The 20,711-nt window shown below is 65.5% G+C and carries 13 protein-coding genes and 1 pseudogene; 6 read left to right on the top strand and 8 right to left on the bottom strand.

Annotated elements, in window-relative coordinates:
• Nucleotides 1-36: 36 nt before the first annotated feature.
• A complete protein-coding gene (locus N2K95_RS03000; RefSeq protein ID WP_260652846.1) occupies nucleotides 37-1,569 on the top strand; it encodes a sodium:solute symporter in 1,533 nt (510 codons plus the stop codon).
• 18 nt (nucleotides 1,570-1,587) lie between these two features.
• Here N2K95_RS03000 and N2K95_RS02995 read toward each other — a convergent pair whose 3' ends face one another.
• Both N2K95_RS02995 and N2K95_RS02990 read right to left on the bottom strand, forming a co-directional pair.
• Complete coding sequence (locus N2K95_RS02995; RefSeq protein WP_260652844.1) at nucleotides 1,588-2,754, bottom strand: AI-2E family transporter; 1,167 nt, start codon at nucleotides 2,752-2,754, stop codon at nucleotides 1,588-1,590.
• A gap of 16 nt (nucleotides 2,755-2,770) precedes the next feature.
• Nucleotides 2,771-4,570, bottom strand: coding sequence for a long-chain-fatty-acid--CoA ligase (locus tag N2K95_RS02990; protein WP_260652843.1), 1,800 nt, complete (start codon nucleotides 4,568-4,570; stop codon nucleotides 2,771-2,773).
• 320 nt (nucleotides 4,571-4,890) lie between these two features.
• On the opposite strand from N2K95_RS02990, the gene N2K95_RS02985 reads away from it, so the two are divergent.
• The 4 genes from N2K95_RS02985 (at nucleotide 4,891) to N2K95_RS02970 (ending at nucleotide 10,709) form a co-directional block, all read left to right on the top strand.
• Nucleotides 4,891-6,021 carry a VIT1/CCC1 transporter family protein gene (locus tag N2K95_RS02985; protein ID WP_260652841.1) on the top strand — a complete coding sequence of 377 codons (1,131 nt, stop codon included), beginning with the start codon at nucleotides 4,891-4,893 and terminating at the stop codon, nucleotides 6,019-6,021.
• Nucleotides 6,022-6,036: 15 nt separating this feature from the next.
• Complete coding sequence (locus tag N2K95_RS02980) at nucleotides 6,037-6,528, top strand: hypothetical protein (protein ID WP_260652840.1); 492 nt, start codon at nucleotides 6,037-6,039, stop codon at nucleotides 6,526-6,528.
• A gap of 555 nt (nucleotides 6,529-7,083) precedes the next feature.
• A complete protein-coding gene (locus tag N2K95_RS02975; RefSeq protein WP_260653706.1) occupies nucleotides 7,084-8,835 on the top strand; it encodes a BCCT family transporter in 1,752 nt (583 codons plus the stop codon).
• A gap of 302 nt (nucleotides 8,836-9,137) precedes the next feature.
• Nucleotides 9,138-10,709 carry an alpha/beta hydrolase gene (locus N2K95_RS02970; protein WP_260652838.1) on the top strand — a complete coding sequence of 524 codons (1,572 nt, stop codon included), beginning with the start codon at nucleotides 9,138-9,140 and terminating at the stop codon, nucleotides 10,707-10,709.
• A gap of 66 nt (nucleotides 10,710-10,775) precedes the next feature.
• Here the strand turns inward: N2K95_RS02970 and N2K95_RS02965 are convergent, their stop codons facing one another.
• The 5 genes from N2K95_RS02965 to N2K95_RS02945 form a co-directional block, all read right to left on the bottom strand.
• Nucleotides 10,776-12,185 carry a sugar porter family MFS transporter gene (locus tag N2K95_RS02965; RefSeq protein ID WP_260652836.1) on the bottom strand — a complete coding sequence of 470 codons (1,410 nt, stop codon included), beginning with the start codon at nucleotides 12,183-12,185 and terminating at the stop codon, nucleotides 10,776-10,778.
• Nucleotides 12,186-12,262: 77 nt separating this feature from the next.
• The gene (sucD, locus tag N2K95_RS02960) at nucleotides 12,263-13,165 is read right to left on the bottom strand and encodes a succinate--CoA ligase subunit alpha (protein WP_227926711.1); all 903 of its coding nucleotides are present in this window, start codon (nucleotides 13,163-13,165) and stop codon (nucleotides 12,263-12,265) included.
• Nucleotides 13,166-13,203: 38 nt separating this feature from the next.
• Entirely contained in the window at nucleotides 13,204-14,373 is a 1,170-nt protein-coding gene (gene sucC, locus N2K95_RS02955) for an ADP-forming succinate--CoA ligase subunit beta (protein WP_260652834.1), read from the bottom strand.
• 201 nt (nucleotides 14,374-14,574) lie between these two features.
• Nucleotides 14,575-17,025: a DNA helicase PcrA gene (gene pcrA, locus N2K95_RS02950; protein WP_260652833.1), complete on the bottom strand. Its 2,451-nt coding sequence runs from the start codon at nucleotides 17,023-17,025 to the stop codon at nucleotides 14,575-14,577.
• 91 nt (nucleotides 17,026-17,116) lie between these two features.
• Complete coding sequence (locus tag N2K95_RS02945) at nucleotides 17,117-17,920, bottom strand: inositol monophosphatase family protein (protein ID WP_260652832.1); 804 nt, start codon at nucleotides 17,918-17,920, stop codon at nucleotides 17,117-17,119.
• Between the two features lie 90 nt (nucleotides 17,921-18,010).
• On the opposite strand from N2K95_RS02945, the gene N2K95_RS02940 reads away from it, so the two are divergent.
• Complete coding sequence (locus N2K95_RS02940; protein ID WP_260652831.1) at nucleotides 18,011-18,655, top strand: hypothetical protein; 645 nt, start codon at nucleotides 18,011-18,013, stop codon at nucleotides 18,653-18,655.
• Nucleotides 18,656-18,676: 21 nt separating this feature from the next.
• On the opposite strand, the pseudogene N2K95_RS02935 reads toward N2K95_RS02940, so the two are convergent.
• Nucleotides 18,677-20,638 (bottom strand): annotated as a pseudogene (locus N2K95_RS02935) (MMPL family transporter); the annotation flags it as partial.
• Nucleotides 20,639-20,711 lie beyond the last annotated feature (73 nt).

Raw genomic sequence — 20,711 nt, 5'->3', positions numbered from 1 at the left:
ATTCGTTTTCCGCCGCCACCTAGCCCGAGGACTGCAATGGAATACATCAACGGGACCATTGTGGTCCTCTATCTGTTGGCCATGCTGGGTTTCGGCTGGTGGGGCAAGTCCCGCACCAGGAACGTCAGCGACTATCTGGTGGCGGGCCGCCGGCTGGGGCCGCTCTTTTACACCGGCACGATGGCCGCCGTGGTCCTCGGCGGTGCCTCCACCGTCGGCGGGGTGGGCCTCGGTTACAAGTACGGCATCTCCGGCATGTGGCTGGTGGTCGCCATCGGCACCGGGGTCCTGCTCCTCAGCCTGCTCTTCGCCTCCACATTGCAGAAGCTGCGGATCTACACGGTGTCGCAGATGCTGTCCCTGCGTTACGGGACCGAATCAACCAAGGTCTCCTCGATCGTGATGCTGGCCTACACGCTGATGCTCTGCGCCACCTCCACCGGCGCCTATGCCACCATTTTCGTGGTCCTCTTTGGCTTTGAGCGGTGGGTGGCCATCGCCGTGGGCGGCGCCGTCGTCCTCGTCTACTCCACCATCGGCGGGATGTGGTCCATCACGCTCGCCGACATGGCGCAGTTCGTGATCAAGACCATCGGCGTCTTCGCCCTGATGCTGCCCTTCACGCTCTCCGCCGCCGGGGGCCTTGACGGCATCCGGGAGCGTGCGGGAGCGGAATTCTTCAGCATCACAGGTATCGGCGCGCAGAGCATCGTGACTTATTTTGTGGTCTACACGCTGGGTCTGCTGATCGGCCAGGATATCTGGCAGCGGGTCTTCACGGCACGCACCCCGCTGATCGCCCGCTGGGGCGGCACCGCAGCGGGGATCTACTGCATCCTCTACGGCGTGGCCGGGGCACTGATCGGCATGGGCGCCAGCGTCGCTCTTTCCGCGGTGGAGTCCCAGGATGATGTCTACGCCGATGTCGCGATGAACCTGCTGCCCGTCGGCCTCGGCGGGCTCGTCCTGGCCGCTGCGGTGGCCGCCATGATGTCCACTGCCTCGGGGGCGCTGATAGCTGCGGCCACAGTCGCGCGGACCGACGTCGTTCCCTTCGTCCGCGGATGGTTCCGCCGTGACGCGGCCACGTCCACCGGCCGGAGCGCCGGCACCGAACCGGAGACCGGGGACGACGCCGGGGAAGACATCGCCTCCAACCGCTACTGGGTCCTCGGGCTGGGCGTTGTCGCGATCATTGTGGCCATAGTGGTCCAGGACGTGGTCGCTGCGCTGACTATTGCCTACGACATTTTGGTGGGTGGCCTGCTGGTGAGCATCCTGGGCGGACTGGTCTGGAAGCGCGGCACCGGACTGGGTGCAGCCGTCTCGATGGGTGTTGGAACAGTCGTGACCCTGGGGACCATGATCTACCTGGAGATCCAGGCTGCCGCCCCGTACGACGGTGTATACGCCAATGAACCGATCTACTTCGGCCTTATCGCCTCGGTCATTGTCTACTGGGCGGTTTCCCTGCTCTCCCGGCCCACGGATCCTGAGGTCCGTGCAGCCTGGGACAAGCGGGTGGCCGGCACCGGTTCCGTGCAAGCGGAAGAGGTGCCGGCCACCTAGCCGTAGATCTGCCGGCGGTTAGCTTTCCGCCGATTCCATTTCCGGCTGGTCCTTCGGATCCGGGATTTCCTTCGCGTCGAGGTCTTCGCCGTCGTCTTCTCCGGTCCAGACCTTGATCACGGCCCAGCCCACTGCCGCGATCGGGACGGCCAGGATGGCGCCGACAATGCCGGCCAGGATGGTTCCGGCGGTCAGGGCCAGCAGGATCACGAGGGCATGGATACTGAGGGATTTGCCCATCACCACCGGCTGCAGGAAGTTACCCTCGAGCTGGTTCACCGCAATGATCACGATGATCACGATCAGGGCGACAACCGGCCCGTTGGCCACAAGGGCGATCAGCGCGGCGAAGACCCCGGCTGCCGTGGCGCCGACCAGCGGAATGAAGGAACCGACGAAAACAATCACGGTCAGCGGCAGTGCCAGCGGAACCTGCAGGATGAACAGGGCCGCACCGATGCATACGGAATCGACCAGCGCCACAATGGCAGTGCCGCGGATGTACCCGCCCAGGACCTCCATCACACGGAAACCGGAGAGGCGGGCCTTGTCGCGCCGGTCCCCTTCCGGGAACATCCGCAGGAAGAACGCCCAGATCCGGTCGCCGTCCTTGAGGAAGTAGAACAGGACCACTGCCATCAGCAGGAATCCGGTGGCGAACGAGGTTGCCGCGGAAATACCCGCAATGGCCCCGCTGCTGACGGTGCTGCTGGTGGCGAAGTCGATCACGCTGTCCCGTGCGTTGGCGAGCATCTCCTGGTCAACCGGGAGCGGCCCGTTGAGCACAAAGTCGTAAAGCTTCTCGAAGCCTGCAACGGCCTGGTCCACCAGGTCGCTCCACTCGCTGCGGATGGCGAAGGCGATGCCGGTCACCAGCCCGCCGAAGAGGGCAAGCAGCAACAGGAAGGACAGCCCTGTCGCCAGGGCACTGGGCCAGCCCTTCCGGCGCAGCCAGTTCACGAACGGAGCAATTGCGGCACCGAGAATGAGCGCCAGCAGGACGGGGATCACCACCAGCGTGACCTGAAGCAGCCCGTAGACCGTCACGGAAACCAGCAGCAGGATCAGCAGGATCTGGGCCGAGCGCTGCCCGGCGTGGCCGAGTGCACCGCTCCAGTAGCGGCCGGGCCTCGCGTGGTCAGGTTGGGTATCCCGTGCAGCCCGTTCCGGGCTTGATGCGCTCATGTTCGCTCTTTCCTGCTCAGGGCTTGTTCTGGAGGTCAGTCGGGGAAATCGAGTCATCGGCACCGTCCGCCGGCGCACTCGGGGTCTCGGAACCGGTCTGGCTGTTCTGCAGGCTGTCACGCACATGGCGGCGCAGGACCTTGCCGATCAAGGACTTCGGCAGCTCCTGGATTTCCACGATCCGGCGCGGCACCTTGTAGGCTGCCAGTTCCTTGCGCACGTAGGCCCGCAGCTCCTCGGCGTTGAACCGGGCGCCGGCCTTCGGTACTACGGCCGCAACCACGTCCTCCCCGCCGCCCGAACGGAGCAGGCCGACGACGGCGACGTCGTCCACGGATTCATGGCGCTTCAGGGCGTCTTCCACCTCGGACGGGGAAACATTGAACCCGCCGGTAATGATCAGTTCCTTGATCCGGTCGACGATGCTGACAAAGCCGTCCTCATCCACGGTGACAATATCCCCGGTCCGGAACCAGCCGCCGTCGAGCAGTACCGCCTCGGTTTCGCGTGGCTTGTTCCAGTAGCCGCCAAAGACCTGCGGGCCCTTGATCAGCAGTTCACCCCGCTGGCCCTGGGGCACCTCGACGGTCGGATGCTCAGGATCCACGACCCGAATATCGGTCAGCGGGAAGGGAACGCCCACCGTTCCCGGTTTCCGCGACTTGGCGAACGGGTTGCCCAGCGCGATCGGAGACGTTTCGGTCAGGCCGTAGCCTTCGATCAGGAGGCCGCCGGTGGCTTCTTCCCAGATTTCGACCGTTCGGGGCGGGAGGTTCATGGCACCGGAAATTGCGGACCGGACGCCTTTGAGGGAAATGTTCTGTTCCTTGGCGGCTTCGGCCAAACGCTCGTAAATCGGCGGCACAGCGGGGAGGAAGGTGGCCGGGGTCTTCTTCATGGCCTTGAGCGTCATGTCCACGTCGAACTTGGGGAACAGCACCACCTGGGCGCCCAGGCTCATGGCGGTGGTAAGGCACAGGGTCAGCCCGTACGCGTGGAACATGGGCAGCACGGCGTAGAAGGTTTCGTGTCCGGGCCGCAGGCCCGGGACCCAGGCCTTTCCCTGCGCGGTGTTGGCCACAAGGTTCGCGTGCGTCAGCATCGCGCCCTTGGGATCGGCCGTGGTTCCGCTGGTGTACTGGATGGCCGCCAGGTCCGCGGGCTCCGGCCGGGGATAACGCTTGCGCAGCGGGCGGTTGTCCAAGAGGTCCTGCCATCGGACGAGCTTCCGCGGGTGCCGGGGCGGACGCTTCTCGGCGGATAGTGCCGCACGCGCCGCGCGAAGGGCAGGAATCGGCAGCTTCAGCGCCAGCCGGTTGACCAGCGGCATGGCCGGGATCAATTCCACTGAGACGATGCTGCGGACGGGAATGTCCGCCGGCAGCTTCTGGACGTTCTCCACTACCTTGTCCCAGACCACGGCAACGGTGGCACCGTGGTCCTCGAACTGGTGCCGCAGTTCACGGTCCGTGTAGAGGGGGTTGTGCTCCACGACCACGGCACCAAGCCGCAGCACGGCGTAGAACGCGACAACATGCTGGGGCGAGTTGGGCAGCACGAGCGCCACCCGGTCCCCCTTGCGGACGCCAAGCTTCAGTAATCCTGCCGCGGCACGGCGGATCTGATCACCCAGCTCCTCATAGGAAGTGGTGGCACCAAAAAACTGCAGGGCGGGCTTTGACCGGTATTTGCGGACCGAGTTCTCCACCACGTCAACGAGGGACTCGTCCGGGAGGCTGAAGCCTTCCAGAACTCCCTCGCTGTAGTGGCGGGTCCATGGGCGGTCCGGATCCGTAAGAGGGAAGTTTTTGCTCACGATCTGACTGTAGCGCCTGCCCGTCAGAGACAAAAAGTCAGGGTACTTAGGGACCCGAGGCGGAATCGGCTGGATCCGGGGGTTCCGGCGGGCTCCGGCGGGTCCGCCGCGGGATTCAACTACACTGGGTACGCGAAGGGGAGTAGCTCCGGTGCGGCCTGTGATGGTCCGCCACACCGAGGCCTGTCGACATACTGGACGCTGCGGCGTCCCGGCAGTCCACCCGCCGGCACCTGCCGCGGGCGAGCGAGACCTTCGGTCAGAAGAGTTGTCTGTTAACTGACCGGATTCCCCTGTTTCCGGTCCCTGTCAGGAGCACCGTGAATTCCGATTCCCCGCCGGAGCCTTCATCCAGCGACGCCGCCGTACCGTCCAACGCCGATCTAAAGCGCTGGCGGCAGTACTTGGCCGATGAGCAGGCCGAAGCCGCCACATACCGTTATCTGGCCAAACGCCGCGACGGTGAAGAGCGTGACATCCTCCTGGCGCTGGCCGAGGCCGAGGGCAGGCATGAGGAGCACTGGCGGACCCTGCTGGGCGACGACGCCGGCCGCGGGACGCGCGCTTCCTTCCGTAACCGGGTTCTCGGGCTGCTGGCCCGCCGTTTCGGCTCAGTCTTCGTGCTGGCACTGGCGCAGCGCGCCGAGGGGCGCTCCCCCTATGCCCAGGATCCCAATGCCACCAGTGCGATGGCGGCCGATGAACAGATCCACGAAGAAGTGATCCGCGGCCTGGCGACCCGGGGACGGACCCGGTTGTCGGGGAACTTCCGGGCGGCAGTGTTCGGCGCCAATGACGGGCTGGTCAGTAACCTGGCCCTCATCATGGGCATCGGCGCCACCGGCGTGTCCAGCACCTTCATCCTGATCAGCGGCCTGGCCGGCCTGCTGTCCGGCGCGTTGTCCATGGGCGCAGGCGAATATGTTTCAGTCCGGTCCCAGCGCGAACTTCTGGATGCCTCCCGGCCCACCCAGATCACGCTTTCTGCAGCGAAGTCCCTGGACATTGACGCCAACGAGCTGGTGCTGGTTTACCGGGCGCGCGGCATGAGCAAGGAAGCTGCCGAGCACCGTGCCGCGGAACGGATGGGCCTGTTCACCTGCGACTGCGACCCGAGCTTCTCCCTCAACCCCGAAGCCGACGCCGACGAAAATCGCGATGACCACGAGTCCGTAGGCACCGGTTTGGGTGCTGCGGCATCCAGCTTCTGTTTCTTCGCCTCCGGAGCGGTAGTTCCGGTACTCCCCTACCTGTTCGGCCTGACCGGGATGACCGCCGTCGTCCTCTCCTGCGTCCTGGTGGGGCTGGCGCTGCTGATGACCGGCGCCGTCGTCGGCCTGCTCTCCGGAGCCTCCCCGCTCAAGCGGGCGCTGCGCCAGCTGGCGATCGGCCTGGGTGCTGCCGGTGCCACGTATCTGCTGGGCATGATTTTCGGCACGACGGCACTGTAGGGCGGAGAGGACACCTTGAAGAGTGAACGCAGCGCAACCGCGGATCAATCCAGGCCTGCCGCGGAACTGCTTGCCAGAATGCTGGAGCTGAGCGACGAAACCACCAAGGTCCACGGTGGACAGTGGACCCATTCCAACGATGCACGCTCCGCGTGGGACGGAACGAAGACAAGCGGGTATGTCGCATACACCTGCACAAGACTCAAGCCCGGAAGCGGCGAGCAACGCGCGTACCGCTACAGTTCGATGATCATGGGCCCCGCAGTGGAGGACCCGGAAACCGCCGTGGAGAAGTACGTTTCCCACTTCGAACAGCAGGGGTTCACCGAAACCGACCGCTACGACTCCGAAGTGCCCAAGTCCCTGCGGCCGGGTTACTACATCATGGTCACCCTTCAAGACGACGAGGGAAGCACCTTGGTTTACCAGGCCGGGACCCATCTGAGCAGCCTGAGCTACGAAGGGCCGTGCTCCTATGACCCCGCAATGGAATTCCGGACCACCTAGGATGACGGCGAATACAGGAGAAATCGAAGAGCCGACTTCCTTGCAGCGACTCTTTTCCCGTCCTCAGCACCGTCCCGCCGAAGGCCCCTGAGCAGCTGATCCAGCGGTGAAAGTCCGCTCCGGCCGGGACCCGCAACGGCATCAACTCGGCGTCCGTGGCCTAAAACACAGCAGGCTGTTCAATTTGACTTGGTGCGCCGCAGGCCGCGACTCTGGAACTAACACTTGCGAATTATGTAAAGGGACGCAGAAGCTAGGCAGCGTTACTTTATTGATTCCGACGGACGGTCTACCGCCCGCCACACGCTCAAATAAAGAGTGGCTGCCATTCTGCCTGCCCGGGTCCTTCAAGAAGGGCTCGGGCCCTTTTGCGCTGACATGCTGACATAAGGAAGGCCTATGGCTACCACAGAAGGTCCACCGCGCGACGCCGGAAGGCATGCGGCTGATCCCGTCGCCCCGGTTCCCGCCACTACCCACTCCTCCGTAGCAACGGAAGCCCCCTCGACGTCCTCGATGCCCATCGTGGAGCAGGAGCACGAACTCGCCCAGCAGATGCTCGAGGGGCAGCGGGAGCAGGAAGCGGCACTCACCCGCGGCGTGCCTGCGAAGCTCGACAAAGTGATCTTCGCCGTCACCGGTGTCCTTGCAATCGCCTTCATTGCCTGGGGCTTCTTCGGGACCGACAGCCTCTCCTCCGTCTCCTCGGCGGCACTGGACTGGGTCATCACTAACGCCGGCTGGTTCTTTGTGCTCCTTGCCTCGTTCCTCGTGGTCTACGTGATCTGGCTGGCTGTGGGACGCTACGGCAAGATTCCCCTGGGCCAGGACGGCGAGGAACCGCAGTTCAAGACGATTTCCTGGATCTCCATGATGTTCGCCGCCGGCATGGGCATCGGCCTGATGTTCTACGGCGCGGCCGAGCCCTTGTTCTACTACGTCTCCCCTCCCCCCGGCACCGTTGACGGCCAGACCCCTGAGGCCCTGCAGACCGCCATGGGTACGTCACTGTTCCACTGGGGCCTGCATCCGTGGGCCATGTACGCCGTTGTCGGCATTGCCATGGCCTACGGCACCTACCGCCTCGGCCGCCGCCAGCTGATTTCCTCGGCCTTCACCTCACTCTTCGGCGTGAAGCGGGTAGAGGGACCGCTGGGCAAGGTGCTGAACATCTTCGCCATCTTCGCGACCCTGTTCGGCACCGCTGCTTCGCTCGGCCTCGGCGCCCTGCAGATCGGCAGCGGCCTGCAGTCCGTTGGTTTCCTTGGGACCGCGGGAACCACGGTTCTGGTCGCGATCGTCGCGATCCTCACCGGCTGCTTCGTGGCGTCCGCCGTGTCCGGCATCTCCCGCGGCATCCAGTGGCTGTCCAACATCAACATGGTCCTCGCTGTGGTGCTGGCAGCCATCGTTTTTGTTGTCGGGCCGACGCTCTTCATCCTCAACGTCATCCCGGCAGCCATCGGCGACTACGCCGCCAACATGGCCTCCATGGCCTCCCGCACCGAGGTCTCAGGCGACGAATCCATGCGCGCCTGGCTCTCCAGCTGGACCATCTTCTACTGGGCCTGGTGGCTGTCCTGGACGCCGTTCGTCGGTATGTTCATCGCCCGCATCAGCCGCGGCCGCACCATCCGCCAGTTCGTCACCGGCGTCCTGGCAGTTCCTTTCGTAGTCAGCGTGGTCTGGTTCTCCATCTTCGGCGGCGCCGCGATCGGCATCCAGCGTGAAGCGGATGCCAACGGCACGCCCGGACTCACCACTATGGTCGACGGCGAACCCACCATTGATTTCGACGGCTCGCTGTTCGATCTGATTGCAGCCCTCCCCATGCCGAACCTCCTGGCCGCCGCGGTGGGCATCCTTGCCATGGTCCTGGTGGCCATCTTCTTCGTCACCGGAGCAGATTCGGCATCCATCATCATGGCCTCCCTGAGCTCCAACGGGGCCGAGCACCCGTCCCGCGGCGTCGTGATCTTCTGGGGTGTCCTCACCGGCGCCGTGGCGGCGGTAATGATGCTGGCCGGCGGTGATGACCCTGCGGAGGCGCTGGACGGCCTGCAACGGATCACCATTGTGGCCGCGCTGCCCTTTGCCGTGGTCATGCTGCTGATGACCATCGCCCTCGCCAAGGACCTGGCCAAGGACCCGCTCTCGCTGCGGCGCCGGCTTGCCGTTTCCGTGGTGGACCGGGCCATCCAGGCCGGCGTGGAGGAACATGGTTCCTCCTTCGACCTGCACACCACCGAGCACGACGACGGCCCGGAAGCAGGCACCCCGGTGAACGCTGCGCCGGACCGTAAGTAGCCGGCCAGCATTACTCCGGCGTCTTTGAGATAAGGCGCCCACTAAGACGGGAAGATTCCCGCACGGTATCCGTGCGGGGACCTTCCCGTCTTTTTGTTTGATGCGTTCCCACATGCAGCATGCTTATGCGCCGTCGCGGGCCGGCGGGTTCAGTAGACCGACCGCTGTACGAGCCGTGGTTTTCAGCGCATCAAAGGCCGGATTTCCCTGCTCCCCTTGCGTGCTTCATCCTCCGCCTTCTAATCTGCGGGAAGTTACCACCCGGTAACCACTCGCACTTTTCCGCAGACAATGAGGTCACTATGAGGAAAAACCTGGGCATTTTGGCGGTCTCCGCCGCGCTGCTGGGCTCGTCCCTGGCAGCGGCACCCGCCGTCGCCGCACCGGCAGCACCGGCAGCACCGGCAATTGCTGCACCCGCGCCTGCCATCCGCACCGACGTCGTGATCACCAGTTTCGACGGCACCCCCATCCACACCAATTTCTTCCCCGCCACCGGCCTTGCCGCCGGACAAAAGGCACCCACCGTGATGGTGGGGCCCGGGTTCGGGCTGCCTGGCGGGCGCCTCCCGCTGACGTCCACCAGCACGCTGATCGGTTCCATCGGTATCGCCCCGCTGCGGGACGCCGGCTACAACGTGGTGACCTGGGATCCGCGCGGCTTCGGGCTCAGCGGTGGCGAGGCCTACGTCAACAACCCTGCCTACGAAGGCCGGGACGGCTCTGCCATCATCGACTACATCGCGGCCCAGCCCGAAGCCCGGCTGGATTCCCCCGGTGACCCCGTCCTCGGCATGGCCGGTGCGTCCTACGGCGGCGGCATCCAGTTTGTCCTCGCCTCGCAGGACCAGCGGGTGGATGCCATCACGCCCACCATCGCCTGGAATGACCTCACCACCAGCCTGTACAAGGCCGGTTCCTTCAAGAGCGGCTGGGGCGCCCTGCTCTGCGCCGAGGGGACGGCCTTGGGACAGCTGGGATCCCTCGTGGGCAACCAGGGTGCCCTCGCCGCCCCGGTCCGCAAAGCCTGCCAGGAAGGGCTGACCTACCCGAACCAGCTCAGCGCCGAATCCATCGCCTACTTCGAATCCCTCACCCCGGACAGCCTGTTCACCTCGATTACCGCTCCCACCCTGATCATCCAGGGCACCGCGGATACGCTCTTTACCCTGGACGAGGCCCGGCGCAACTATGAGCTCATCCGCGGCACCGGCACACCTACCAAAATGCTGCAGTTCTGCGGCGGCCACGGGTTGTGCAACTCCGTTGCCGGGCCGGACCGGATCACCCCCGCGGTGCTGAACTGGTTTGCCCGCTATCTGCGGAACGAGCCGGTGGACACCGGTGCTGCGTTCCAGTTCATCGACCAGGCCGGCGTGACCCGGGGAGCTCCGGGTTACCCGCAGGTCACCGGGGCCCTGTCCGGCGCAGGAAGGGGATCGATCATCCTCTCCCCCGCTGCCGTGAGCGGTGCCGTCGTGGCAGCCGCTGTCGCGCCGGTGGCGGTCAATGTCCCCATCAGCGCACCCACGGTGACGACGTCGGTCTACGGTGCCCCGCAGCTGACGCTCACTTACCGCGGCTCGGCCCGGCAGGCCAACACCCACGTCTATGCCCAGATCATTGACCGGTCCCGGTCCTCCCTGGTGCTGGGCAATCAGGTCACCCCGGTTCCGGTGATCCTGGACGGGAAGGAGCACACTCTGACCCTCCCGCTGGAAGAGGTCTCCTATACCGCCGGGCCCAACACCCGGCTGGTCCTGCAGATCACGCCCGCCACCTCCGTCTATGCCCTGCCGAAAGCAACCGCTTTGACCAGCTTCACGGCGTCGGTCACGGTACCGACCGTGGCGAACTACCCGGCAATCCCCTAACGCCGACTAACGCAAAGAAGGGAACCTGCCCGCGGGCAGGTTCCCTTCTTTGCGTGCGGCCAGTTCCTACTTGGTGCCGGCTGCGCGGAGCTGCTCTTCCACCTGTTCGAGGCTCTGCCCCATGGTCTCCGGGACAAAGCGGCGGACGAAGGCCAGCGCCAGCAGACCCAGCACCACGAAGATGAAGAAGGTCTTCGAGATGCCGATGGCGTCCATCAGGACCGGGAAGGAGAACCCGACGGCGAAGTTGGTCATCCACTGCACGAAGACCGACAGGCCGATACCGAGGCCGCGGACCTTCAGCGGGAAGATCTCCGAGAGCATCAGCCAGGTCACCGGTGAAACGGCACCCTGCTGGAAGGCCAGGAACGTGACAGTCAGGGCCAGAATGAGGTAGCCGCGGACAGTGCCTTCGGTGACGAAGATCGACACCAGCCCGATCAGCAGCAGCGAAGACCCGGTACCGATCAGCCCCGTCATCAGCATGTGCCGCCGGCGGACGCGGCCCAGCAGCCAGATGCCGACGATCGCGGCCGCCACGGACACCACACCGTTAGCGATGTTGGCCGTGAGCGCCGCTTCGGTGCCGAAACCGGCGTCGGCCAGGATCTGCGTGCCGTAGTACATGATCGCGTTCACGCCGGTGATCTGCTGGACGATGGACAGTCCCATACCGATCAGCAGGACCCGCCGCAGCCAGGGCACGGCGAAGTCGCGCAGCGTGCCTGCCTGCGCCGACTCCTTCTCCGCCAGGCCGCGCACTTCGCCGTATTCGGCCTGTGCGTCGTCGGCGCTGCGGATCCGCTGGAGGGCGGCGAGGGTTTCCGCAAAACGACCCTTCGAGGCGAGCCAGCGGGGGCTTTCCGGAACAAACGCGATGCCGATCCACAGGGCAATGGCCGGCAGGGTGGCCACGACCAGCATCCAGCGCCACACGCCCTGATCCTCACCCCAGATGTTGCCGATGACCGCGTTGGCGACAAAGGCGACCAATTGGCCCGTCACAATCATCAACTGGTCCCGCGTCACCATTTGTCCGCGGCGTTCCGCGGGGGCAAGCTCGGCGAGGAACACAGGGACGAGCGCCGAGGCGCCGCCCACAGCCAGGCCGAGCACAATCCGGGACAGGACCATCACGGCGATCGTCGGGGCCAGGGAGGTGCCGAGGGTACCCAGCAGGAAGACGACGGCGAGGGCCATGAGGATCCGGCGCCGGCCGAACCTGTCCGTCAATTTCCCGGAGATGGCCCCGCCGAAGGCCGCGCCGAAGAGCAGGCTGGAGGTGATCAGGCCCTCGGTAAACGGGGTGAGCCCCAGATCGTCCTGCATGTAGGGCAGGGCGCCGTTAATGACGCCGGTGTCATAACCGAACAGGAAACCGCCGAGGGTGACGATCCAGGAAGCGCGGCGCAGCGCCCGTCGGTGCTGGCCGGCTTTCGGGGCCCGGGCCGCACCCTGTGAAACTGAGGTGGACATTTCCGTCTTTCTTCTGGGACGCACAAAACCCCCGTCCACCACATGGTTCCGGTGGACGGGGGCGTGCAGGTACGGACCTAGAGGGCTGCGTAAACTTCGCGCAGCAGCGTGGCGGTCTCGGACGGCGTCTTGCCGACCTTGACGCCGGCAGCCTCGAGGGCTTCCTTCTTGGCCTGTGCGGTTCCGGCGGAACCGGAGACAATGGCGCCGGCGTGGCCCATGGTCTTGCCTTCGGGAGCCGTGAAGCCGGCCACGTAGCCGACAACCGGCTTCGTGACGTTGGCCTTGATGAACTCTGCGGCACGCTCTTCGGCGTCGCCGCCGATTTCACCGATCATCACGATGGCCTTGGTCTCGGGATCCGCTTCGAAGGCAGCCAGTGCATCGATGTGGGTGGTGCCGATGACCGGGTCGCCGCCGATGCCGATGGCGGTGGAGAAGCCGAGGTCGCGCAGCTCGTACATCATCTGGTAGGTCAGGGTGCCGGACTTGGAGACCAGGCCGATCGGCCCCTTGCCGGTGATGTTGTTGGGGGTGATACCTACCAGTGCTTCGCCGGGGGTGATGATGCCGGGGCAGTTCGGGCCGATGATGCGCGTGACCTGGTTGCCGTCGGCGTCCACCTTGGACTGGGCGTGGGCCCAGAACTCGGCGGAATCCTGCACGGGCACACCTTCAGTGATGACCACGACGAGGCCGATGCCGGCGTCGATCGCTTCCATGACGGCGTCCTTCGTGAAGGCCGGCGGCACGAAGACGATGGAGACGTCTGCGTTGGTCTTGTCCATGGCCTCGGTGACGGTGCCGAAGACGGGCAGTTCCACGTCGCCGTGGGTGACCGTGGTACCGGCCTTGCGGGCGTTAACGCCGCCGACAACCTGGGTACCGGCCTTGAGCATCAGGGCGGTGTGCTTGGTGCCTTCGCCGCCGGTGATGCCCTGAACGATGACCTTGGAGTCCTTGTTCAAAAAGATAGACATAAGGGGATTCTCTTTCTAAAGGTTCGACAGGCTCTGGGTCAGCGAGCGGCGTAAGCGAGCTCGGCAGCCTTATCGGCGCCTTCGTCCATGGTGGTGGCCAGCGTGACCAGCGGGTGGTTGGCCTCGGCAAGGATGCGGCGGCCTTCTTCGACGTTGTTGCCGTCGAGACGGACAACCAGCGGCTTGTTGGCTTCGTCGCCCAGGATTTCCAGTGCCTTGACGATGCCGTTGGCCACGGCGTCACAGGCGGTGATGCCGCCGAAGACGTTCACGAACACGGACTTCACCTGGGAGTCATTCAGAATGACGTCCAGACCGGCAGCCATGACGGAGGCGGAGGCGCCGCCGCCGATGTCCAGGAAGTTCGCGGGCCGAACGTTGCCGTGCTTTTCGCCGGCGTAGGCGACGACGTCGAGCGTGGACATGACCAGGCCGGCGCCGTTGCCGATGATGCCCACCTGGCCGTCCAGCTTGACGTAGTTGAGGTCGTTTTCCTTGGCCTTGGCCTCGAGCGGATCCGCGGCGTCCTTGTCTTCCAGCGCGGCGTGGCCGGGCTGGCGGAAGTCGGCGTTTTCGTCCAGGGAGACCTTGCCGTCAAGGGCGAGGATCTCACCGTTGCCGGTCTTCACCAGCGGGTTGACCTCAACGAGGGTGGCGTCTTCCTTGGTGAAGACATCCCACAGCTTGATGATGGCGTTCATAACGCCTTCGCGCAGCTCGGGGGCGAACCCGGCGGCGTCGACGATCTCTGCGGCCTTGGCGGAGTCGATGCCGACGGCGGGATCCACGGCAACGCGGGCCAGGGCGTCGGGACGCTCCACGGCCAGCTGCTCGATCTCCATGCCGCCCTCGACCGAGCACATGGCCAGGTAGTTGCGGTTTGCCCGGTCCAGCAGGACCGAGAAGTAGTATTCCTCAGCGATGTCGGCACCCTGGGCAATCATCACGGTGTTGACCGTGTGGCCCTTGATGTCCATACCGAGGATGTTGGATGCGTGCTCGAAAGCTTCATCGGCGGTCTTGGCAACCTTCACGCCGCCGGCCTTGCCTCGGCCACCAACCTTGACCTGCGCCTTGACGACTACAACGCCGCCGATCTTCTCAGCAGCAGCTTTGGCTTCTTCAGGAGTGTGCGCCACGATTCCGGCAAGCACGGGTACACCGTGCGCCTCAAACATATCGCGCGCCTGATATTCAAACAGGTCCACGGGCTAGTGTCCTTCTACGTCGAAGTAGGTTTACATACGATCTGGACGATCGCAGGGCAGATGCATCCGGCCGGTCTGCCCCACGAGGAACTTTAGTCCCTTAGGGCTGAACGCCGATCCCAGACTACCCCTTTAGTGATAAAGGACACAGTTCTATCGTTTGTAGAAAATGCCCGCTTTGGGTTATGAAAAAGTTCCTTCTCACCCCTCCTTGACCAGCGGCGCGTACCGCAGCAGCAGGCGCTTTTCACCGACGTCGAACTTCACCTTGGCCACGGTCTTATCTCCGCTTCCTTCAACCGCGAGCACGGTGCCGGAGCCGAACGATGTGTGGTTGACCCTGTCCCCGGCCGCCACGGACACTACTTCCTTCTGCGGCTGCACGCGGCCGATGGCCTTGGCAACCGGGGAGTTGGCGGTGCTGCCGCCGGTCCCCATGGCTGATCCGGCACCCCAGGAGGATCCGCCGTAACGGCTGGACGTGATGCTGCCTCCCCCGCCCCACGTGGGACGGTCCATGCCTTCGCGCTTCCACTCGATCAGCTCCGGCGGCACTTCGCCCACAAACTGGCTGGCCGGGTTGTACTGGCTCTGGCCCCACATGCTGCGGACTTCGGACCGGGTGAGGTACAGGCGCTGCCGGGCGCGGGTCAGGCCCACGTAGGCCAGGCGCCGCTCTTCGGCCAGTTCGGCCGGGTCCGTGGCCGAGCGCTGGTGCGGGAACAGGCCCTGTTCCATGCCGGTCAGGAAAACCACCGGGAATTCCAGTCCCTTGGCGGTGTGCAGGGTCATCAAGGTGACCACCCCCTGCCGGCGGGATTCCTCGACGGCGGCGGCGACTTCCTCGGCCGAGCCGCCGGGGGCATCGGGAATGGAATCGGCGTCCGCCACCAGGGAGACCTGTTCCAGGAACTCACCGAGGGAGCCCTCGGGATTGTCCCGTTCGTATTCGCGGACCACGGCCACCAGTTCCGCGAGGTTCTCCACCCGGGATTCGTCCTGCGGGTCATTGCTGGAGCGCAGCTGGGCCAGGTAGCCGGTCTGTTCCAGCACGGCTTCCAGTGCCGCAGACGCGCCGGACCCGCTGGCGACCTCGGCGAGGTCATCGATGAGTTTCACGAAGCCGTTGACCGCGTTCAGCGAACGGGTCGCCAGTCCGGGAGCCTCTTCGGCACGGCGCAGGGCGGCCATGAAGGAGATCCGTTCGCGTTCGGCCAGGGCAGCCACGGAGTATTCGGCGCGGTCGCCGATGCCGCGCTTGGGTTCGTTGAGGATCCGGCGCAGGTTCACGACGTCGTCCGAGTTCACCAGCACGCGCAGGTACGCCAGCGCGTCCTTGATTTCCTTGCGTTCGTAGAACCGGGTCCCGCCGACCACCTTGTAGGGCAGCCCCACGCGCACCAGCACGTCTTCGAGCGAACGGGACTGGGCGTTGGTCCGGTAGAACACGGCAACGTCGCCGGGGCGCAGGTTTTCCTCGTCCTGCAGCCGGTCGATCTCCTCGGCGATGAAGCGGGCTTCCTCGTGTTCGTTCTCGCCCACGTAGCCGATGATCTTTTCGCCGTCGCCCTCAGCGGTCCAGAGCCGCTTTTCCGGGCGGTTGGGGTTGCGGGAGATCACCGCGTTGGCGGCGTTGAGGATGGTCTGCGTGGAGCGGTAGTTCTGTTCCAGCAGGATGGTCCGCGCGTTCGGGTAGTCCTTCTCGAAGTCATTGATGTTCCGGACGTCCGCACCGCGGAAGGCGTAAATGGACTGGTCGGAGTCGCCCACGACGGTGAGTTCGGCCGGGGGGAGGTCCAGCGCGTCGTCGTCGCTGCCCACCAGTTCGCGGACCAGGGCGTACTGCGCGTGGTTGGTGTCCTGGTATTCGTCCACGAGGATGTGCCGGAAGCGCCGCCGGTAGTACTCGGCCACGCCGGGGAAGGCACGGAACATAAACACGGTCTGGGCGATCAGGTCGTCGAAGTCCATGGCATTGGCCTGGCGCATCCGCTGCGCGTAGCCCTTGTAGACGTCCGCTACGGCCTGCTCGAAGGGATCGGAGTAGTTGGCTGATTCCGCGTAGGACTCTTCGTCGATGAGTTCGTTCTTCAGGGCGGAGATCTTGTGCATGATGGACTTCGGCGTGAAGCGCTTCGGGTCCAGATCCAGGCCCTTGGCCACCAGGGTGATCAAGCGAAGCGAATCCGCGGAGTCGTAGATGGAGAAGTTCGAGTTCATCCCCACGGTCTTGGCTTCCCGGCGCAGGATCCGCACGCAGGAGGAGTGGAAGGTGGAGATCCACATGGTCTTGGCGACGCCACCCACCAGGTTTTCAATGCGCTCACGCATTTCGGCGGCGGCCTTGTTGGTGAACGTGATGGCCAGGATCTGTCCCGGGTTGGAGCGTCCGGTGGCGAGCAGGTAGGCGATCCGGTGGCTGAGCACCCGGGTCTTGCCGGATCCGGCGCCTGCAACAATCAGCAGCGGCGAGCCGGCGTGCTTCACCGCTTCCTCCTGCTGCGGGTTCAGCCCCTGCAGCAGGTCCGCGGCACGGCTTTCATCCGCGTAGGAGGAGCCCCGCCGGGCAGTGTCGGCATGCGGTGCCGTGGCTGCGGGCGCCGGTTCGTTCTTGCGGGGTGCGGGAAAGAGTGGATCAAAGAGATAGTCCATGATGGCTTTAAGTCTAGGCGCTGCGGCCGACATTCCTGCGAGCATCCAAACCGGCAGCCCCCGGTGGCTCCTCCGGCAGCCCCCTGCCGGTTCAGTTGGAGGTCAGCGCGCCGTGGATTTCCCGCACAGCCGAGGCGGTCCCGGCAATGTGCCAGCGGAAGCCGTTTACTTCGACGACGGCGGTGCTGCCGCCAGCGGCTCGAACTATGGCCTTGCCCGGCAGCCAGTCCCATTCCGGGCAGCTGTGCTGGAACCAGGCACCGGACTGGCCGGTGGCCACACGGGCAAGATCACAGGAGCCTGATCCCATCATCCGGATGGTCGCGGCCCGGGAGGCCGCCGCCGTCCAGGGTCCGGACACCTCGGGGCGCAGCAGCCAGGTGGGATGGATGTAGGTTCCGGCCGACAGGCGGTCCAGGGGTTCGTCCGCCGGCGGCGCAATCACCGAGCCGTTGAGCGTGGCCGGGGAGCCTTTGCCGCCGATCCACAGCCGGTCTTCCTGCGGCTGGTAGATGGCGCCAAGCAGCACATCGGGATCTCCGGGCGTTTCGTGCGGACCGGGCTCGGTCCGCAGTGCGATCGCCGAACACCAGTAGGTGGATCCGGCGAAGAAGTTGTACGTGCCGTCCACCGGGTCGATGACCCAGGACCTGCCGGAGGTGCCCCGGTGGCTGGCCCCCTCCTCCCCCACGATTCCGTCGTCGGGGCGCAGTTCGCGCAGCCTGGCCACCACCAGTGCCTCGGCCTCGCGGTCCGCGGCGGTAACGACGTCGGACACCGAGGTTTTTTCGCTCGCGGTCAGCCCTTCTGCCCGCATCCGGAGGGCAAGCTGCCCGGCCTCCCGGACCAGCTCGGCGGCCAGGGCCAGGTCTTCGGGGCGCGCATCGGCAGTCATAATCCCCAGCCTAGCCGTCCGCCTTCGCGCGGGACAGGCGGGCACTGGCGGCGGCGCAGGACGCGGGAGGGGTGCGGCCATACTGTACCTATGGGAAAAACCGCCGCGCAGCGCGCCGCCAAACACGGACCATCCGCAGGCTCTCCCCGCACGGGCAGTCCGGGGGCAACGGACGCTGGCCCGGGAACGGGCCCGCAGGGGAAGAGCAGCCCCGGGCTGATTGTCATTGCCGGGGTGGTGACAACGTTGTTCCTGTTCTGGTACCTGCACCTGATGGTGCTCGGCCAGCTGAGCCAGCTTGCGGACGGCCTGGCGATGCCCGATTCCCTGGTCTTCGGCTACGGCCAGGACCATCTGGCCGCCCTGCGCGCTGCGATGGACGCAGACGCCCTCGGCCGGCTCAGCTATGTGCACAAGACCGCAGGCACCCTGTTTCCCTTGGTCTTCGGCATGACCTGGCTGCTGATCATCGGGCTGAACACCCAGCGCCGGACGCTGCGCTGGGTGCTCTTCAGTGCGCCGATCCTCTTCGTGGTGGCCGACCTGTGGGAAAACATTGCCATTGACAACGCCCTCGGTGCCGCCGAGCTAACGGGCGGTGATGCCGCCCTGGCCGGTGCGCTGACCGTCGCCCGCTGGATCCTGCTCGGGCTTAGCCTCGTGGCGTCCGTGGTGGCCGTCTTTACCCGCCGGGTTGGACGGCCACCAGAACTTGTCGCCCAGGACAAAGGTTAGGGCCGGGACCACCACGGTCCGTACCAGCAGGGTGTCGAACAGGACGCCGATCGCCACGATGATGCCCACCTGGGTCAGGGTCACCAGCGGCAGCACGCCGAGCACCGCGAACACAGCCGCCAGCAGGATGCCGGCGCTGGTGATCACGCCGCCGGTGGAGCGCAGTGCTGCCAGCATGCCCTGCTTCGTGCCCATGGAGACCGCGTTTTCCCGTGCCCGGGTGGTCAGGAAGATGTTGTAGTCAACACCCAGAGCCACCAGGAACAGGAAGGAGTAGAGCAGCGTCTGCACATCCATGGCCGGGAAATCCAACACATTCTCGAACACCAGCCAGCTCAGCCCGGTGGCGGCCAGGAAGGTCAGCAGCACCGAGGCGACCAGCAGCACCGGCGCCACGAGGGAGCGCAGCAGGATCATTAGGACCAGGAACACCAGGATAATCACGGAGGTCACCACCAGGACCGTGTCGTGCTGGTTCGCGGACAGCTGGTCCACCCGCTCTGCGGCTTCCCCGCCTACCAGTGCCTCATAGTCCTCATCCGCGAGACCCTCGCGCAGATCGGTGATGAAGGTGTTGGCTTCGTCGGTGCCGGCCTCGTAGCCGGTGATCAGTTCCACCCGGGTGCGGCCGTCATGCTCGGTTCCGGGCGTGGCGGCAGTGACGCCTTCGATGCCGGACAGCTGGGCGACGGCGTCATCCGCGGCGTCCGTATCCACCAGGACGGTGACGGGCGAGGAGGAGCCGGCGGGGAAGCCTTCGGACAGGGTTTCGGCCGCGGTGACTGCCTGCGGCTTCTCGCGGAACTGTTCGTTTTCGCTCAGCCCGATCTGCAGGGTGAACAGCGCGCTGCCCAGGGCCAGCAGGACGACGACGGCGGTGCCGGCGATGGTCTTGGGGCGGCGTGCGGTGGCTTCACCCAGGCGGCCCCAGAACTTGCCTTCCTTGGCCGGATCCCCCACCTTGGGCACGAACGGCCAGAAGAGCCTGCGGCCCAGCAGCACCAGGGCAACCGGCAGCAGGAACAGGGCGCTGAAGATGGCCAGCACAATGCCGATGGCGGCGGAGAAACCGAGGCCGCGGTAGCTCTGGGTGTCGGTGAACAACAGGGTGAGCAGGGCCAGGATCACGGTGCCGCCGCTGGCAATGATGGCCTCCCTGGTCCGGGTCAGGGCCTTGCGCATCGCCTCGTACACCGAGTCGTGGACGCGCAGTTCCTCCCGGTAGCGGGCAATCAACAGCAGTGCATAGTTGGTGGCCGCGCCGAAGACCAGGACGCTGGTAATGCCAACGGCGGACGGATCCACGGTGATTCCGGTGACCGGAGCCAGCAGGTCCACCACCTTGGCGGCCAGCTGTTCAATAGCGCCGACAATGGCCAGGGGCACGATCCAGAGCCACGGCGAACGGTAGGTGATCAGCAGCAGCACGGCAACGACGCCGGCCGTAACGGTCAGCAGCACGAAGTTGGCTCCGGAGAACACCCCGGCCAGGTCGGCACTGAAGGCGGCCCCGCCCGTCAGTTCCGCCCGGACGCCCTCCGGTGCAGCCTCGGACACGGCGTCCCGCAGGTTCTCGACCTCCGCGGACACGGCGTCGCCGTCGTCGGCGGCGGCCTGCAGCGTCAGCGGAACAATCGCCACGAGCTTGTTTTCCGAAACCACCGGCGGAACCTGCGGCGGCGGGCCCGAGGCGCCGGCTTCCGCAGCCGCCGCGTTGATCCCGGCGATGCCGGCGGTGTCCGCGTCCGTCAGCGGCTCGCCGTCTTCGCGGGAGACCACCACAATCGCGGAGGATTCCTGCGCGTCCGGGAACTCCTCGAGCAGTTCGGCAACCTGGGCTGACTGGTACTTGTCATTCAGCCCGCCCACGCCCGAGGTGTCGTTTTCCTGTGCGGGCAGGGCGAACAGGCCGATGATGACGGCCACCCCGATCAGCAGCGTGATCCACGCCGTCTTGGCGTTCTTCACTATCCCTGCGTACATGTGCTTCTCCCAGCCGTCTAAAGTATCTCTGCTCGAAAGTATCTCAGATATAGAGATACTTCAATTCCCAGTT

The sequence above is a fragment of the Arthrobacter zhaoxinii genome (assembly GCF_025244925.1).
Classification (GTDB): domain Bacteria; phylum Actinomycetota; class Actinomycetes; order Actinomycetales; family Micrococcaceae; genus Arthrobacter_B; species Arthrobacter_B zhaoxinii.
Note: the sequence above shows the minus strand (reverse complement) of the source record. Positions and strands in the feature narration are given on the sequence as shown.

Bases quoted from the DNA above. Each gene is read 5' to 3' on its own strand.
- N2K95_RS02940 (WP_260652831.1), top strand. From the start codon at position 18,011: ATGGGAAAAACCGCCGCGCAGCGCGCCGCCAAACACGGACCATCCGCA.
- N2K95_RS02970 (WP_260652838.1), top strand. From the start codon at position 9,138: ATGAGGAAAAACCTGGGCATTTTGGCGGTCTCCGCCGCGCTGCTGGGC.
- N2K95_RS03000 (WP_260652846.1), top strand. From the start codon at position 37: ATGGAATACATCAACGGGACCATTGTGGTCCTCTATCTGTTGGCCATG.
- N2K95_RS02965 (WP_260652836.1), bottom strand. From the start codon at position 12,185: ATGTCCACCTCAGTTTCACAGGGTGCGGCCCGGGCCCCGAAAGCCGGC.
- N2K95_RS02945 (WP_260652832.1), bottom strand. From the start codon at position 17,920: ATGACTGCCGATGCGCGCCCCGAAGACCTGGCCCTGGCCGCCGAGCTG.
- sucD (WP_227926711.1), bottom strand. From the start codon at position 13,165: ATGTCTATCTTTTTGAACAAGGACTCCAAGGTCATCGTTCAGGGCATC.
- pcrA (WP_260652833.1), bottom strand. From the start codon at position 17,025: ATGGACTATCTCTTTGATCCACTCTTTCCCGCACCCCGCAAGAACGAA.
- N2K95_RS02995 (WP_260652844.1), bottom strand. From the start codon at position 2,754: ATGAGCGCATCAAGCCCGGAACGGGCTGCACGGGATACCCAACCTGAC.
- N2K95_RS02975 (WP_260653706.1), top strand. From the start codon at position 7,084: ATGCTCGAGGGGCAGCGGGAGCAGGAAGCGGCACTCACCCGCGGCGTG.